This is a genomic window from Microtetraspora glauca (genome assembly GCF_040656155.1).
Lineage (GTDB): Bacteria > Actinomycetota > Actinomycetes > Streptosporangiales > Streptosporangiaceae > Microtetraspora > Microtetraspora glauca.
Window position 1 is genome coordinate 120776 of record NZ_JBFALK010000019.1, and the last position, 16715, is coordinate 137490.

A 16715-nucleotide genomic window follows, 5' to 3' on the forward strand; every position below is an offset into this window, starting at 1 on the left:
CAGGAGACACGCATGTTACGCCGACTGACGGCCGCCGCCCTGGTGGCCGCGGGGATCGCCGCGGGACTCACCGCGGCGGCCCCCGCCCCGGCCCTCGCGGGGCCTCCTCCGTGCGATCCGGGCGACTGCTTCACCGTGACCGTGTCGCTCGACCGGGCTCCGGCCGTGGGGCAGAGCGCGACACTCAGCGTCGAGGTGGTCGCCAAGCAGGACGTGCCGGACGCCACGACGACCATCGAGTTGCCGGAGACCCTGCGGTGGGTGCGCCCGCCGGCCGGGCTCGACCGCGCGGCGGCGACGATCGGGCGCAGCCCCGTGGACCGGGCCCGCCGTACCGAGCGGGTCCGGCGCGGCAAGCCGGTCCGCTACGAGGGCGTGGTCACCGCGGTCGCGCCCGGCCCCGCCTCGGTCCGCGTCCAGGCGCGGGACGGTCGGCCCGGCCCGAGCAGCGATGGCCTGGCCTATCTCACGATCGGCGCGGAGTCGTCGATCTTCGGCATGCCGCCGGCCGACGGCGAGCGCCGCGCGGCGGCGCCGCCGGAGCAGCGGACGTCTCTGGCGAAGGACACGTGCGCGCACGGGCGCGTCACTTACGTCAAAGCGGAGGACGGCTCGGTCGGAGGCGTGCCCATGGCGCAGGTCTACGGGTACGACACCGACGCCGACGGCAGCAAGGACAATCTCGGGTGGACCATGACGGACGCCGCCGGCGAATACAAGCTGTGCTTCCCCGGCACCGATGAGGACGGCACCGGCCAGGACCTCTCCATCGAGGTCAGCGCGACGGGCGACTACTGGCGGGTGGTGAATCCCGGCGTCAAGGACCCGCTCGACCCCGCCTACTACGGCGACAGCGCGGTGACCAACGACGTCCCCATCGGCACCGACCAGACGACCATCGACTTCCAGAGCGCGCCCGGCAGCCCGCTCGAAGGCGCGTTCCGGGTCTTCACCGCCGCCTACGACACCTGGAAGGCGTACACCGGCTGGCTGAACGTGCCCGGGAACGACTGCTGGAAGACCGGCCAGGCGAACTGCCAGTCGGTGCTCATCTACTGGGCACCCGACAGCGCCTCCGGCTCCTACTACTGCCTGGGCGCCAGCCAAAAATGCTCAGCGCGCTTCGAGATCCACCTGAACGCGGTGGAGGAGTTGCGCAAGATGACGGTGGCCCACGAGCTGGGGCACTTCATCATGGACTACACCTACGGCTCCTTCCCGCCGGCCCCTGACTGTGATCTTCACTGGATGCGCACGCCCACGAGCCCCGGCTGCGCCTGGACGGAGGGATGGGCCGACTGGGTGGCGGTCCAGACCTACGCCGACACGCACTTCCGCTGGGGCGACGTGGCCTCGATCAATCTGGAGGGCCCGCGCTGGTTCAGCGAGGAGTGGCCGCAGGCGTCCTACTCCGACAAGACGGAGGGCCGCGTCGCGGGTGTCCTCCTGGACCTGGCCGATTTCGGGCCGCGCAACGAGAGGTACTGGGACACCTCCAGCCTGGGACCCGTGGGTGTCGTGGCCGCCTTCACCAAGGCGCCGGCCAACGACATCCACGAGTTCATGAAGCTGATCGAGCCGGCGGACGCGCTCGACGCGAGCTCGACGGCCTTCCAGAACGCCATCTACCCCGAACGCTTCGAGCAGCTCAACGACAGGCAGCCGGAGTACCGGCCCGCGAACGTTCCGCTCCACCAGCGCTACACCTCGACCCCCGACAGGTGGTCCGTGGTGGCGACGGCCCCCTCCCTGGCGGACGGCGACGACGTCGACCTAAAGGTGGCCCAGGCCGCCGATCCTGAGTCGGCCGTCACCAGCTCGGAATGGGGCATCTCCGGCCCGGATTTCGTCGCCGTGCAGCCGGTCCCGGACCGCAAGCTCTACCAGGCCGACGTCACCTCCGGCACCGACTATCAGGAGGCCATGACGGAGGTGGTCACGGCGCCGGCCGACCACCTGGAGAAGGGCACGCCCATGGAGTTCACGATGGGCGCCGACCGGCTGGTGGAGATCCGTACGACGAGGATCGAGCAGGGCGTGCCCGCGACGATCACCGTGGTGCCGCGCAACGGGCAGGACTTCGACCTCTTCGTGCTGGCGCCGGACTCGACCAGGTGGGCCCTGCCGCGCTCCAGCGCCCGCCGTTCCACCAGCGGCGGGCCGAACAAGATCGAGCGGGTCACCATCGCGGATCCGAAGGTGGCCGGCGTCTACGCCGTCGTCGTGATCAGGAGGAGCGGCGCGGGAGGGCTCACCCTGGTGCACACGTGATCCCTGCGGGACCCGGGACGGAAGCACGCGCCGGGCGGGCTTCCTGATCCGACCTCGGCGAACGAGGTGATGCGCGACCGATGAGGCGGCGGAGCTCCACGAGCTCCGCCGCCTCGAACGTGCGGGGGCCGGATCGCCGCACCCGTTCGTGTGCCGCAGCGCGGCAGAAGCGAGGTGAGAATGCGTTCGGAAATAGCGACGTACATGCTCTGACGTGGGTTCCGAGTATGCTACAAGTGAATTTCAAGGGCTATTACAAGTGGATTTCAAGCGCTCCCTCGAAAAATCCCCCCTGACAGCAGGAAACGGGCTCCGGGAACAGGGGGAGGCGGATTGAGAGCTCGCTCGGGTCACCCCGCCTTACTACGCGACATCGTCACCGCCGAACTCGCCCGCGCCGGCGCGGCCGGCTGGTCGATCAACGAGAACGACTCCTGGTGCCAGGTCACGCCGGATGCCTATCCTATGCCCGACCAGGGCTGGAAACTGCACGTTTCGGCGACGATGCTCTCCGCCCCCGTCGTGCTCTCCTGCGTTTCCGGGATTCTGGTCCAAGCCGGATGCGCCTTCAAGTTCCCCGTAGGGCTGACCGAATACTGGAATTTCCTCGAACCTCACTGCAGTCGTGCGCAGGCCGGTAAATTCATCACCGTTTACCCGTGTGACGACGCCGAATCGGTACGGCTCGCCGCGCTGCTCGACGAGGCGACCCGCGGTCTTCCCGGCCCGGCGATCCTCTCCGACCTTCCATATCGGCCCGGCGGAATCGTGCATTACCGCTATGGCGCCTTCCGCGGGCACCGGGTGCTGGGGAACGACGGATTCTACGAAGTCCGGCTGCGGTCCCCGGCCGGGGAATTCGTGCTCGACGAACGGCGTCCGCGGTTCTCCCCGCCGCCGTTCGCGACCTGCCCGTTCGAACCGCCGCCTGCTCGACCGGCCGCGGCCTCGGTGCTCCTGAACGACCGGTTCATGGTGCGCCAGGCCGTACGGCACGCGAGCCGGGGCGGCGTGTACTACGCCGACGACACCTCGACCGGACGCGAGGTGGTCATCAAGGAAGGCCGGCCGCACGCGTGCGGCGATCTGCGCGGCGTCGACGCCGCCGACCGGATCGCGGCCGAGCGTGTGCGGTTGCGGGAGATGGCGTCGAGCGGGATCGTGCCGGCCCTCGTGGACTTCTTCGAGCAGGGCGGGCACGCCTTCCTGGTCGAGGAACGCCTGCCCGGCGTCACGTTGCAGCGCTGGGTTCACCAGCGCGTGGGGCCGCTCGGCGACACCGGGTTCGGCCTCGAAGCGGCGCGGGCGCTGCCTCTGGTCACCCGCCTCGTCGGCCTGCTCCGGGCGGCGCACGAGCGGGAGCGGACACTCGGCGACTTCTCTCCGAACAACATCATGGTGCTGCCCGACGGCGAGCTGCGGCTCATCGACCTGGAGCACGCCGCCGCGCCGGGGGACATCGTCCTGGTCGGCGGCACCGCCGGATACCTGGCGCCCGAGCTCGCGGATCAGGTCGGGGAGCTCCGGCCCGTGCCGGGGGAGAGCGCCGACCGCTACAGCCTGGGCGCGATGGCGTACTTCTGCGCCGTCGGCGGGCACCTGGAGCCGCCGGGCCTCGCCCGGGTCGCCGACGTCGCCACGGCCAATCCCACCCTGGCTTTGCTGCGCCCCCTCGTCGAGGGGCTGCTGGCGGCGGAGCCGGAGCGGCGCTGGTCGCTGGACGCCTGCGACCGGTTCCTGGCCGGGCTCACCCCGGGGCAGGCGGTCCCCGGGGCCGCGTCCCTGCCGCCCGGCAGGACCGCCCAGCTGACCGACCGGCTGATCGACGACGGGCTCGCGCATCTGGTCGAGACGATGGACGTGAGTGAGGGCAGCCCGTCACCCTGGCCCAACGTCACCGACGGCATCGAGGCGGATCCGTGCTCGATCAACGGCGGCGCGGCGGGCATCCTGGGCGTGCTCACCCTGGCCATGCGGACGGCGCCGACCGGGGACGCGGTCGCCGCCCTCTGCCGGTGGCTGCGGCGGCGGCTGGAGGACGAGGACACCTGGCGGCCGGGCCTGTACTTCGGCCGCTCCGGAGCACTGTGGGCGCTTCACGACGCGGCGACCGTGACCGGCGACGCCGAGACGGCCACGTTCGCCGTACGGGCGGCGAGGCTGCTGCCGACCGAGACCCCCAGTCCGGACGTGACGCACGGGCTGGCCGGCTGTGGCATGGCGGTCCTGCACCTGGCGTCGCGGTCAGCCGATCCGGGCCTGCGGGAACGCGCCGAGCGGATCTTCCACAACCTGCACGAGGCACGGTCGTACCTGGACGGGCACCCCCAGTGGCCGACGCCGGACTCCTTCGACTCCGGGCTGGCCGGGGCGAACCACTTCGGCTTCGCGCACGGCATCGCCGGGATCGGCACCGCGCTGCTCCACGCGAGCCGCGCCCTCTCCCGGCCGGACTGGATGGCGACGGTGCACGAGATCGCCCGGACCTTCACCGCGTACGCCGACGTGGACGGGGACACCGCCTGGTGGCCGACCCTGCGCGAGGAGCCGGAGACGGTACGGCCCCGCCGGCCGTACTGGTGCAGCGGCTCGTCGGGAATCGGCACCTTCCTGGTGCGGTACTGGAAGGCCACCGGTGATCCGGCGTCCCTGGACCTGGCCCGCAAGGCGGCGACGGCCGTGCACCGTACCCGATGGCAGTCAGGGCCGGCGCCGTGCCACGGGCTGCCCGGCGACGGGGAGTTCCTCCTGGACCTCGCCGACCTGACCGGTGAGGACCGCTACCGCCGATGGGCGCTGGATCTGGCGGGCTGCCTGGAGCTCGGCGCGGTCGACCGCGCCGGCCGGCTGCTCGTCCCCGGTCCCTTCGGGGACTTCGCACCGACGTTCCTGGGAGGTACGGCGGGCACGCTCGCCTTCCTCCTCCGGCTGCGCCACCGCCACCCGCGGATGTGGCTGCCGGACGACACTCCGGGACTCGCCGCTTCCGACCGGGGGCGGTGACACAGAGACCGGGCCGTCCACAAGGGGGCCCGGCGGCTACGGAAGGGGAAGACCATGTCCTTCAACGTCGAGGACCTGCAGGCGCTGCCGGAGATCGAGGCCGGTGACAGGGAGGCCGTGCGGCTGACCAACTGCAGGACCACCACCGGCTGCACCTTCGAAGCCTGATCCCCATGGCCCCGCCTGCCCGTATGGGTGGGCGGGGCCATGCCCGTCTGCCTGGTCGCCCGAAGTTCGCCGAGGTCGCCCGAGGTTCCCCGAAGGTCCCGAGGTCCCGAGGTCCCCGAAGTTCCCCCAGACAAGGACAGGTGCCGCCGTGCCCGACAGCTCCGGCCCCGCCGCGGAGGCCACGCCGTACCCGCCCGCCTCCTCGGCGCCGAGGACCTGGCGCAGGGTCGCACGGTTGTTCCGGCCCCACCGGCCCGCCGTCCTGCTCGTTCTCGTGCTCGTCGCAGCCTTCTCCGCGTTCAACGCCGCCGTTCCGCTGCTGAGCCAGGTGGTCATCGACCGGGCGCTCTTCGGGCCCGGCGGCCCCGACCTTCCGCTGCTCGCCGGGCTCGCCGCGCTGGCGGCGGCCGCGGCCTGCGCGGTCGGCGCGGTGGATCTCGGACAGACCTGGGTGTCGGCCCGAACGGCGCAACGGGTGGTGCGTTCGCTGCGCGAGGAGATGTACGACCGCCTCCAGCGCATGCCCCTCGACTTCTTCGCCACGACGAGGGGCGGCGAGATCCAGTCGCGTCTGTCAGGTGACACGGCCCAGGTCGAGCACGCGATCAAGGACACACTTCCCGGCGTGCTCGCCGGCGTGCTGGGGTTCGTCGTGGCGGGCGTCGCGATGGTCGCGCTGTCCCCGCCGCTCGCCGGCGCGGCGGTGGTTCTCGCACCCGTCGCCTTCTGGGTGTCCTCCCGTTCGGGACGGGCACTCAAGAAGCTGTCCGGTGTCAGCCAGCAGGCCAGGGCGGAGCTGTCCTCGATCGCCGCGGAGCGACTGTCCCTGGGGGCCGTGATCCTGACCCGGGTGCACGGCAGGAGCGAGGACGAGCGTGCCGCCTTCGCGGCGGAGAGCGGCCGTCTCGCACGGCTGCAGGTGCGCTCGGGGTTGGCGGCCCAACTGGTGCTGAGTGTGGCGCATGTCTTCTTCGTGCTCACCCCCTACCTGGTGTTCCTGACGGCGGGGCTGACCCGAGAGATGACACCCGGCACGCTTCTCGCCTTCATCGTGTTGCAGTCGAGGCTGTACCAGCCGCTGGGGCAGATCCTGCAGATCTCCGCCGAGCTGCGGTCCGTCCAGGGTGCCTTCGAGAGGGTCTTCGAGTACCTCGACCTCAGGCCGGAGGCGCGGGAACGGGAGGCGCGGGAACGGGAGGCGCGGGAACCGGAGGCGCGGGAACCGGAGGCGCGGGAACGGGAGGCGCGGGAACGGGAGGCGCGGGAACCGGAGGCGCGGGAACGGGAGGCGCGGGAACGGGAGGCGCGGGAACGGGAGGCGCGGGAACGGGAGGCGCGGGAACGGGAGGCGCGGGAACCGGAGATCCACCGGCACTGGCCGGGCGCGATGGCCGTACGGGGCGTCGCCTTCAGCTACCCCGTCGCGCGCGCTCCGGGCGGTGAACAGGGCGCTGAAGAGGGCGCTGAAGAGGGCGGTGAACAGCGCGGTGAACAGGGTGGTGAACAGCGGCATGGACAGGGCCGCGAACCGGGCACTGATCACGGGCATGCGGCGCTGCGCGAGGTGGGCATCGACATACCGGCCGGGTCCACCGTGCTGGTCGTCGGGCCGAGCGGCTCCGGCAAGAGCACGCTCGGTCACCTGCTGGCCGGGCTGCGTCGCCCCACGGAGGGGTCGGTCGTGATCGACGGCACGGAGGTGCGGGGCCCGCTCCCCGGACGGCTCTGCATCGTGCCCCAGGACCCCTTCCTCTTCCAGGGCTCGGTCGCGGAGAACCTGCGGTACGCCGATCCCGGCGCCTCACCGGAGGAACTGGTACGCGTCTGCGAGATCACCCGGATCCATGAGCGGATCATGGCCCTTCCCGGCGGCTACGAGGCACGGGTGGGGGAGCGCGGGGCGCTGTTCTCGGGTGGTGAGCGGCAACGCGTCGCGCTGGCGCGCGCCCTCCTGGCCGACGCGTCCGTGCTCGTGCTGGACGAGGCGACCTCCGCGCTCGATCCCCTGACCGAGGCGGAGGTCGTCGAGGCGATACTGGCCGAGCGCAGGGGCCGGACCACCGTGGTGATCACTCACAGGTTCGGCGTCCTCGATTCCTTCGACACCGTCGTCGCGCTGGAGCGGGGCCGGGTGGCGGAGCAGGGCGCGCCCGGGGACCTGCGCGGCGAGCCGCACGGGTTGTACGCCCGGATGGTCCGCGCGCAGACGGGCGCCGCCCGCTGATCACGTGCCACCCGCGTGATGCCACCCGAGCGGGTCAGGGGACGCGCATGGGTGGCCGGCGGGCCCAGGTGGCCCACCGCCAGAGCCATTCGAGGGGGCCCTGCCGGAATCGGCGCAGCCAGAGGGTGGACCACAGCCACTGGGCGGTGAGGATGACGGCGGCGATCAACAGCACCGTCGTCACGGACCAGCTTTCCGGCGGGCCGCCGAGAAGGTGACCGGCCGCCAGGGCGAGGAGCGTGGCGGTCAGGTAGTTGGTCAGCGCCATCCGGCCCAGCGGTGCGAAGACGGTCCGCAGCGCCGGTCGAAGCGGCGTCCTGAGCAGGACCAGCAGGGCGCACACGTACACGCCCGCGAGCAGCAGGCCCGCCCCGGCCATCAAGACGCTGAAGCCCGGGTCGCCGGATCGCGACCCCGCCTGCCACCACAGGACCGGCGCCGCCCCCGCCGCGAGGACCAGGCCCAGCACGACCGGTACCCGGGTGGACCGCTCGATCCGGTCGATCACCCCGTACCGGGTCAGTGCCGAGCCCAGCAGGAACAGCCCGGGGACCAGCGCGAAGAAGCCGCCCCCGAGGATCAGCGACGTCGCGATGAGCGCGGCGGCGAGGCCGGCCACGGCCCACCGTGGCAGCCAGGTCGAGGGCAGCAGCACCAGCAGGCCGACGACGGCGTAGATCGTCAGGATGTCGCCGCGCCACAGCACGAACATGTGCACCAGCCCGATCGCGAGCAGCACCAGGAGCCGGCGCAGCAGGAGCAGTCGCGGGCGGGCGGCGCGGTCCGCGGCGGAGTCGAGCAGCAGCGAGAACCCGACACCGAACAGCAGGGAGAAGATCGGAAAGAAGCGCTGCTCGACGAGCAGCCCCATCCACGCAGCCCCGGTTGTCTCCGGCCCCTTCACGGCGATGACGCCGACGGCGTTTATCGGCTGGATGTTGGCCAGCAGGATCCCGCACAGCGCGAACCCGCGCACCACGTCGAGCGCGGCGATCCGCGGTCGGCCGTGGGAGGCCGTCGCGGTGCCTTCCCTGTCGTCGTGGCGCACGCGGGAACGCCGGTCCCCTTGGGGGTGATCGGGCCGATGACCCGGCTCCACGGGATGTCCGGGTAGCGGTCGGTCAGCGCCTGGCGGCTGCCGCGGCGCCTGGTCGGGCCCTCCGCTTCCAGCACGGGAGGAAGAGTTTCCATGTGACATGGGGCCTCATCCTGCGGGCCCGGACGGGTGGGGGCATCGGCCGAAAGCGCGGTTCGCCGCCGCGAGGATCGTACTTTCGGCCGGTTCGGCGCGGGAAGAGATCTCATAGCCTCGACGATGTGAATGTGCGGGAGTGGGCCACCGGGCGGGCCGGGATCGCGGCCGACATCGGGCTCGGCGCGCTGTTCGCGGCATTGCTCGCCTTCTGGGCGTCACGGATCGCGGAGAGCTGGGGCGGCGGCTACTGGCTGTTCGACTGCGCCGCCGGGGCGGTGGTGTGCGTGATCGCGATGGCGCGCCGGCGCCACAGGGCGTGGGCGGCGGTCGCGGGCCTGGCCGTCGCGGCGGCGGCGATCCTGACCGCCCGGTTCGCGGCCCTGCCCGCCGAGCCCGGCCCCGCCATGGCCGTGGCCCTGTCCGTGCTCGTCGGCTCCGCGGTCAGAGCGCTCCCGGCCCTGACCGCCTGCGCCGTCGCGGCCGGAGGGTTCGCGGTGGTCCTCGGCAGCCTGTTCACCGCACACGCGCTCTCCTCCGGAGTCCCGACGGTGACGGTGCTGAACGGCGCGGGATGGCTCTGCGCCCTCATGATCGGGGCGGCCCCGCGGCTGTTCGACGCGCGACGGCGGGCCATCGCCGAGAAGGTCCGCCGCGACGAGCGCCTGGCACTGGCCAGAGAACTGCACGATGTCGTCGCCCACCACATCACCGGCATCGTGGTCCAGGCCCAGGCCGCCCAGCTTGTCGCCCGCAAGCACCCCGAGAAGGTGGACGGGTCCTTCGCGGGCATCGAGGCCGCCGGCTCCGACGCGCTGGCCGCGATGCGCCGGGTCGTGGGCCTGCTGCGCGACGCCGACGACGCGGCGCCCGCCACGCCCGGCCCCGAGGGGCTCAGCGAACTGGTCGAACGCTTCGACGGTTACGGTCAGGGCCGGGCGGTCCACCTGCGGCTTCCCGACGACGACGACCGGTCGGGGTGGCCGCCCGAAGTGACCAGCACCGTCTACCGGGTCGTCCAGGAGTCGCTGACCAACGTCTCCCGCCACGCCCCGCAGGCTCGCTCGGTCATGGTCAGCGTCGACCGAGATCGGGACGTCGTCACCGTCGAGGTCGTCGACGACGCGCCGCCTGGGCCGGCCCGCTACCACCACCGCGGGGGGTACGGCCTGGTCGGGATGCGCGAGCGCCTGGAGGCACTCGGCGGCACGCTGGTCGCCGGGCCGCGCTCCGGGGCCGGCTGGTCCGTGCGCGCCACACTGCCCGTCGCCGCGCGGGAGCGCGGATGACCATCAGAGTCCTGGTGGCCGACGATCAGGCGATGATCCGTAGCGGCCTGCGGCTCATCCTGGAGGACCAGCCCGACATCAGCGTGGTCGCCGAGGCCGCAGACGGCGCCGAGGCGGTCGACCTGGCCCGGCGGCTGCGCCCGGACGTGTGCCTGGTGGACATCCGGATGCCCCGCCTCGACGGCATCGAGGTCACCCGCGCGCTGGCCGGCCCGGGGGTGCCGGACCCGCTCCGGGTGGTCGTGGTCACCACCTTCGATCTCGACGAGTACGTTCAGGGCGCGCTGCGCGGGGGAGCGGTCGGCTTCGTCCTGAAGGACGCCGGTCCCGCGCTGCTCGTCGAGGCCGTCCGGGCCGCGAACGCCGGAGACGCCCTGATCTCACCGTCGGTCACCCTGCGCCTGCTGCGCCACCTCACGGCCGCCGGAGCCCCGGCCGCACGCGGGCCCGCGCGGCCGCTGTCCGAACGGGAGATCGAGGTCGTCCGGGCCATCGCCAGGGGCCGTACCAACCAGGAGATCGCCGCCGAGCTGTTCATCTCGCTGAGCACCGTCAAGAGCCACCTGTCCGGCATCCAGGCGAAGCTCGGGGTGCGCAACCGGGTGGAGATCGCCGCCTGGGCCTGGGAGAACCGCATGATGGGCGGCGGGTAGCGCGGGCGAGGAGCCCACGAGGTTCCCTGCCTGACCGGCGGTTGACCTGTCCGGGTAAAGAATCCTTTGTCCTGTTTGTCACTTTATGTCCGTATGTGTACCTTAGGTCCACTATCGGAGTACGTACCGACGACTGTGTCGTCACCTGTGTTGCCGTTTCGTTGCCCGGACCGTGCGTCGCCGACGGGGAGTCTTTCCCGTCTTGACGGCGCGTGGGCCGCCTCATCCGCTCCCAGCGGAGCCGGGGACCCATCTCCCGGGGTGAATCGACACGCCAGCCCGCGCTGCGTGCCGTAGGGCACCTCCCCGCCCGAACCCGTCAGCTGACCCGGTAGGCGGCATGGAAGCAAGGAGTCGATCCCTTCATGCCCACGCATCGACCTGCCCCTTCTTCGAAGAACCCCGGCCGGCGCCGTCTGGCCGTGGGGTAGAACACGCCGCCCTCCGCGGGGGGACCGGGTGCGACGGCGCGTGACCCTGACACCCGCTCACCACGCGGACCCCACTCCCCACGGCAGTCCCCAAGCAATGCCTCATAGGAGAAACCAGCATGTCCCTCACCCGTACATTCCGAGTTCTGACCGCGACCGGTCTCCTGGCCACCGTGTCCACCACCGCCGCCCTGGTCCTGTCCAGCCCGGCGCACTCCACCCCGGACGGCCCCGCCCCCGCCGCCCAGGCGGCCGAGGGGAAGGCCTCGCCGCTCATCTACGGCGAGGACGTCTCCGGCCACGAGCCCACGCATGACTGGAGCTCCAGCCCGGCCCACTTCGGCATCGTCAAGGCCACCGAGGGCCTGACCTGGCGCGACGACTCCTTCGCCCGGCACTGGCGCGAGCTGGGCAAGAAGGGCATCGTCCGCGGCGCCTACCACTTCGCCCGCACCTACAACGACCCCATCGCCGAAGCCGACCACTTCCTGTCGGTGGTGAACGCGCAGCCCAGCAAGCCCGGCGACCTGCTGGTGCTCGACCTGGAGACCTCCGACGGCCTGTCCGTCTCGCACGTCAACAACTGGGCCAAGACCTGGCTGGCCTACGTGAAGAAGAAGACCGGCGCGACGCCGCTGATCTACACCGGCTGGAACTTCGCCGAGACCTACGGTCGCGGGCTGTCCGAGTACCCCCTGTGGGTGGCGCACTACAGCAAGGCCAAGGGTGAGGTCACCCCGCCCGCCGACTGGAAGAGCTGGGCCATCCACCAGTACACCGAGACGCCGATCGACCAGAACGTCTCCGCGTTGACCGCCGACCAGCTGCGCGCCCTGGGCCGCCCCGCCGCCAAGGCGTAGCCGACCGGGCTTCCGCCCGCCGTCCTCCGTACGGGGCCGAACGGCCGTCCCGAATGCGGAATCGGCGAGCGGAAGCACCGGGCGCCTCGACGATCGAGCGCTTCTCCTGAATCCCCGGCGGGCGCGCATGGTTCGAGCGCCTGCCGGGGAACGGACAGCTCAGACGACTCGACCAGAGCCATCTCGGTCAGGCGTCGGCCAGGCGCGTACTGCCGGGGCGGTTCGCAACCCCGAGAAGCTCCGGCCTTGGACGGTGGGGCCACGGCACCAGCCAGTGCCCTTCCCGTCAATCTTCTCGTCAGGGCTTGGCCAGTGGGATGATCCTGCGGTATTTGCCGCCGGCCGACCGCTCGGGTGGCTCTTCGGCGCGCTCGAGCGTGATGTGGTCGACCTTGTGCTCGGTCAGCAAATGAGCGATCTCGTCGCGCACCGTCTGCCACACGCTGTCGGGGTCGGTGCCGTCCGCGGGCTTCAGGCGCACCCGCAGCGTGGTGGGCGTCGTCTGGACGAGCTGGAACTGCTCGATGCCGGGAAGACGGTCCAGCAAGGTGCCGAAGGCCATGGGGGAGATGCCGATGTGCTCGCCGCGGCCGGTGGGGAAGGAAAGCATCTCGGCCGCGCGGCCCTGCACCTGAACAGCGGGTAGTGGGCTGCCGCACGGACAGGGGTCGGGACGCAGCAGGACGTTGTCGCCCAGGTTGTAGCGCAGGATCGGCTGGGCCCGGTTGGCGAGGTTGCTCAGCAGGACCGTGTGCGACGGCTGACCAGGGGGGACAGGCCGGTAGTCGGCGTCGACCGGCTCCAGCACGGCCCAGTCGCTGTTGACGTGAAGCCAGTTCTGCGCGCAGCCGTAGGAGAGGAAGCCGCACTCTGTGGCGGCGTAGGCGGAGCGGATCTCGGCGTGGAACGCGTCGGCGATCCGGGTACGGTTCTCTGCCGTCAGCGCTTCACCACCGGCGATGATCACCCCTGGGCGGATGCGCAGGCGGCCGGCTTCCTGCTCCCCGGCCAACAACCCGAGCATGCTCGCGAAGCCGGTGAGGGAGCTGGGGTTGTATCGGTTGAGCTCGGCGGCCAGTTCCGGCAGCGGCTGGTGTATCGAGAATTCTCTCAGCATCCAGCTGAGCCGTGGGTGGTCCCGGCGGAACCGCGCCGCCCCGGCGACGGTGGCGAAGTGGCCGCCGGGTGCGGAGACGATCGCGGTACGGCCGGCGCCGCGCAGGAGACGGATGACCTGGCCGATGCCCAGCCCGCCGCGGGCGCGCTGCCCGACGGCGGTGTGCACGGCCACACTCCGCTCGTCCAGCAGAAAGATGCCGCGCAGCCCGCTGGTGCCGGAGGTGGTGACCAGGAGATACCGCCCCTGAAACCACTCACCCACGAGTGTGGGGTCGTCCACGAACGCCCGGGCCTTCTCGAGCGTCACATTCCGGTCGGTGACCCAGTCGTCGAAGCGGGCCATCAGCGTCTTCTTGTCGGTGACCGGGAGTAGCGCCGGGTCGTCGATCTCTTCCGGTAGCTCCCGGTACAACTCGCGGAAGTACGGCGAGTGGGCGCGGGCGTAGGCCACGATCTCGGTCAAACGGGCGCGTTGCCGCTGGGCGATCGCCGCGGGGCCCTGCCGCAGAGCGCGTCGTGCGTCACGGGCGAGCTGTCGCGCGTTTTCCGTCATGATGGGCTGTTCCTTCCCTCGATGAGCGGACGCCGGTTGTGTCGGATCATCCCATTCGGCACGGATCATCGGGGTGCTAGCCGGGGAAACGGATGAAGGCGGGCGGGACGTGGTCGACCAGCCACACACCGTTCGCGCTGACGCGGAACTCGTGTCCCGCCGCCCGCATCGCGGCGGCGTCCACCGTCAGCACGACCGGCCTGCCCCTGCGTGCTCCGACTCTCGTCGCCGTCTCCCGGTCGGGGGACAGGTGGACGTGATGACGGCTCATCGGCCGCACCCCCTCGGCCCGGATCGCGGCCACATTTCGCGCGACCGTGCCGTGATAGAGGAGTGCGGGCGGCGTGGTCACCGGCAGATCGAGGTCGACGGGGACGGAGTGGCCCTGACTGGCCCGGATCCGTTCCCCCTGGATCACGTACCGTCGCTTGTCGTTGTCCGCGACGACCCGCTCCAGCTCCGCTCGCGAGATCGGGAACCCGTGCGCGGCCGAGGCGGCCAGCAGTGCCTCGACGTCCACCCAGCCGTTCGCGTCCAGCTCGACGCCGATCCGCTCCGGCTGGTGCCGCAGGTGCTTCGCCAGATACTTCGAGACCCGCACCAGGCGCCGTTCGTCCATCGTGTCCTCGCCAGATCGTGGCCGGAGCAATGTTCCGGTGCCGGGGGTGGCCATCGGGTGGGCCGGAGACGCGCCCGGAGCCCCCTTCTCGATCCTCGCACCGTCCGCGCGCGCGGACGGATGGCGCACACCGTTTTCCCTTCGGGCCGGTCACGCCCGCTTTCCTCCGGGCGGATCACGCCCGCTTTCCTCCGGGCAGGCCGGGCCGCGCGAGACGTCTCCTCCGGGCAGATCACGCCCGCGAAGCGCGACACGCTGCTCCGGAAGCGGCGGAGTGCCGGGAACCGCTCGCCGCGGACCTCTCAGAGCGATGACGCCGTGATCGGCTCGCCCGCCTCGTTCGGAGGCGAGGGCACGTGCTCTCTGCGGCGCGACAGGGCGGCCAGCCCGGCGAGCCAGCCGAGCGCGACCCCCCACACAAGCCCCGTGACCAGCGCTCCCCCCACGTATCCGGCGTAGGCGCCGAGGCTCGCGGACGCCGTCTGCGCCAGCACGATGCCACGCAGCAGGTCGGCGAGCACGGCACCGGCCAGGAACGCGCCCCACGTTCTCCAGAAGCCGCCGCGTGCGAGGGCCACCAGGGCGACGAGCACGAGCGCCGCCGCGCTGTCGGTGAGCGCAATGAGCCACGTCGTCTCGCCGACAGGGAGGAACCGCAGGCCGGGGAGCCCGGACGGCAGGCCGAGCGCGGCGGGCACGGCCAGGTAGCCGACCCGGGTGACCAGCGAGACGCCGAACAGGCCGAACGCGGTGACGATCAGCAGGGTGACGATCGCAGGCAGACTGTTGCGAGCATGGCTCATGTTCGGCATGCTAGCCGCGTCCACGTTTCCGGCGGAAGCCCCACGGAGATCAGATGAAGAGAGCTCGGTGGATCGTGTCCCTCGCCGCGGTGGCCGTCCTGGTCGGCGGCGTCCTCTCGGCGACCAGGAACGCGCCGGAGCCGAGCACCCGCTTCATCACCGACGATCAGGGCAGAGCGCTCATCCTGCGCGGGTTCAACACGGCGGGCAGCGCCAAGAGCACCCCGGACGCCCTGCCCGAGCTCACCGAGGCGGACATCGACCGCGAGTACGGGGACATGGGGACGAACTTCGTCCGCTTCCTCATCCAGTGGCGCGCGGTGGAACCCCAGCCCGGCGTCTATGACACGAAATATCTGGACAAGGTGGCCGAGCGGGTCCGCTGGTACGGCAAGCGTGGATACCACGTCCTGCTGGACATGCATCAGGACCTGTGGGGCAGCGGCATCACCCCGACCGGCACCGCGGGCAACGGCGCCCCCGTGTGGGCGACCCACCTCGACGGGCTCCCGGTCGGCACCGACCAGCCCACCTGGGAGATGTACTACCTGGAGCCGGGCGTCATCCGCGCCTTCGACCACTTCTGGAACACCACAGGCGAGCATCCGGAACTGATGGACCACTACGCCAAGGCGTGGAAGGCGGTCGCCGCCAGGTTCAGGGACGATCCCGGGGTCCTCGGCTACGACCTGATGAACGAGCCGTGGGGCGGCTCCGTCCAGGGCCCGCAGTTCGAGACCGGCCCCCTGGCCGCCCTCTACCGCAGGTCGATCGCCGAGATCCGGTCCGTGGACCGGGACAGCTGGATCTTCCTGGAGCCGCAGGCGGTGGGCGTCAACTGGGGCCTGCCCTCGGCGCTCCCGTACTTCGACGACCCCCGGGACGGACAGCCCCGCATCGCCTTCGCCCCGCACCTGTACCCGCTGCCCCTCGACCTGGGCGAGGACTACACCGCGGGGTCGAAGGAATGGACCGATCGCACGCTCGGCTGGTGGCGCGAGAACGTGTTGCGCACGGCGGACCGGCTCCGCGCCCCGGTGCTGCTGGGCGAGTTCGGCCTGGACATGTCCAGGCCCGGCGCGAGCGACCTGGTGGACCGGGTCGTCCGGCTCGGCGAGCGGTCGGGCATGGGCATGGCGTACTGGTCCAGGGACCCCGGAACCTGGGGACCGTACGACGAGGGCGGCAGGGCCACTCCCTTGGTCGCCGCCTACGCCAGGCCCTACCCACGGGCGATCGGCGGCGTCCCGGTGAGCATCGACTCCGACCAGCGCTCACTGACCCTGACCTTCGACGGCGACGACACCGGCCCGACCGAGATCTACCTGCCCGCCGCCGGCTTCCCCGACGGGGGCAGGGCCTCGGAAGGCGAGGCCACCTGGGACGCGGCCAGGCGCATCCTGACCGTCACGACCAGGACGTCCGGGCGGATCACCCTCACGATCACCCCCACGTAGCGGGACGGCTGACGCTCGCCCGGTCCAGACGGCCCCTCGGGCGGTTTTGTCGGAGACGATCTCTAGCGTCTGC

Annotated in this window: 11 protein-coding genes and 1 riboswitch; of the genes, 7 read left to right on the top strand and 4 right to left on the bottom strand. The window is 71.6% G+C overall.

The annotated features are described in order from the left end of the window. The first annotated feature begins 12 nt into the window (after positions 1–12). The 3 genes from AB0I59_RS30540 to AB0I59_RS30550 all read left to right on the top strand — a co-directional run bounded on the left by AB0I59_RS30540 (position 13) and on the right by AB0I59_RS30550 (position 7666). Positions 13–2271, top strand: a complete 2259-nt coding sequence (locus AB0I59_RS30540; RefSeq protein ID WP_358138399.1) for a hypothetical protein — start codon at positions 13–15, stop codon at positions 2269–2271. 333 nt (positions 2272–2604) lie between these two features. Next, the gene (gene lanL / locus AB0I59_RS30545) at positions 2605–5274 is read left to right on the top strand and encodes a class IV lanthionine synthetase LanL (RefSeq protein WP_358138401.1); all 2670 of its coding nucleotides are present in this window, start codon (positions 2605–2607) and stop codon (positions 5272–5274) included. 316 nt (positions 5275–5590) lie between these two features. Then, a complete protein-coding gene (locus AB0I59_RS30550) occupies positions 5591–7666 on the top strand; it encodes an ABC transporter ATP-binding protein (protein WP_358138403.1) in 2076 nt (691 codons plus the stop codon). Between the two features lie 34 nt (positions 7667–7700). Here AB0I59_RS30550 and AB0I59_RS30555 read toward each other — a convergent pair whose 3' ends face one another. Continuing rightward, positions 7701–8714 carry a DUF418 domain-containing protein gene (locus AB0I59_RS30555; RefSeq protein ID WP_358138405.1) on the bottom strand — a complete coding sequence of 338 codons (1014 nt, stop codon included), beginning with the start codon at positions 8712–8714 and terminating at the stop codon, positions 7701–7703. Positions 8715–8983: 269 nt separating this feature from the next. Between AB0I59_RS30555 and AB0I59_RS30560 the strand changes: the two genes are divergently transcribed. From AB0I59_RS30560 to AB0I59_RS30570, 3 genes are all read left to right on the top strand, one after another. Further along, on the top strand, positions 8984–10147 hold the full coding sequence (locus AB0I59_RS30560; protein ID WP_358138407.1) for a sensor histidine kinase: 1164 nt from the start codon (positions 8984–8986) through the stop codon (positions 10145–10147). Next, positions 10144–10800 carry a response regulator gene (locus AB0I59_RS30565; RefSeq protein WP_061261134.1) on the top strand — a complete coding sequence of 219 codons (657 nt, stop codon included), beginning with the start codon at positions 10144–10146 and terminating at the stop codon, positions 10798–10800. Before AB0I59_RS30560 ends, AB0I59_RS30565 begins: the two co-directional genes overlap by 4 nt. 208 nt (positions 10801–11008) lie before the next feature. After that, positions 11009–11153: riboswitch (cyclic di-AMP (ydaO/yuaA leader) on the top strand. 197 nt (positions 11154–11350) lie between these two features. Further along, positions 11351–12091 (top strand): glycoside hydrolase family 25 protein, encoded by a 741-nt coding sequence (locus tag AB0I59_RS30570; RefSeq protein ID WP_061261135.1) that lies wholly within the window; start codon positions 11351–11353, stop codon positions 12089–12091. A gap of 298 nt (positions 12092–12389) precedes the next feature. On the opposite strand, the gene AB0I59_RS30575 is transcribed toward AB0I59_RS30570, so the two are convergent. From AB0I59_RS30575 to AB0I59_RS30585, 3 genes are all read right to left on the bottom strand, one after another. Continuing rightward, positions 12390–13763, bottom strand: a complete 1374-nt coding sequence (locus tag AB0I59_RS30575; protein ID WP_358138409.1) for a phenylacetate--CoA ligase family protein — start codon at positions 13761–13763, stop codon at positions 12390–12392. Positions 13764–13839: 76 nt separating this feature from the next. Then, complete coding sequence (locus AB0I59_RS30580; RefSeq protein ID WP_061261137.1) at positions 13840–14382, bottom strand: RNA 2'-phosphotransferase; 543 nt, start codon at positions 14380–14382, stop codon at positions 13840–13842. 302 nt (positions 14383–14684) lie between these two features. Further along, entirely contained in the window at positions 14685–15185 is a 501-nt protein-coding gene (locus AB0I59_RS30585; protein ID WP_358138412.1) for a hypothetical protein, read from the bottom strand. Positions 15186–15238: 53 nt separating this feature from the next. Between AB0I59_RS30585 and AB0I59_RS30590 the strand changes: the two genes are divergently transcribed. Beyond that, positions 15239–16642, top strand: coding sequence for a cellulase family glycosylhydrolase (locus tag AB0I59_RS30590; RefSeq protein ID WP_358138414.1), 1404 nt, complete (start codon positions 15239–15241; stop codon positions 16640–16642). The last annotated feature ends 73 nt before the right edge of the window (positions 16643–16715 follow it).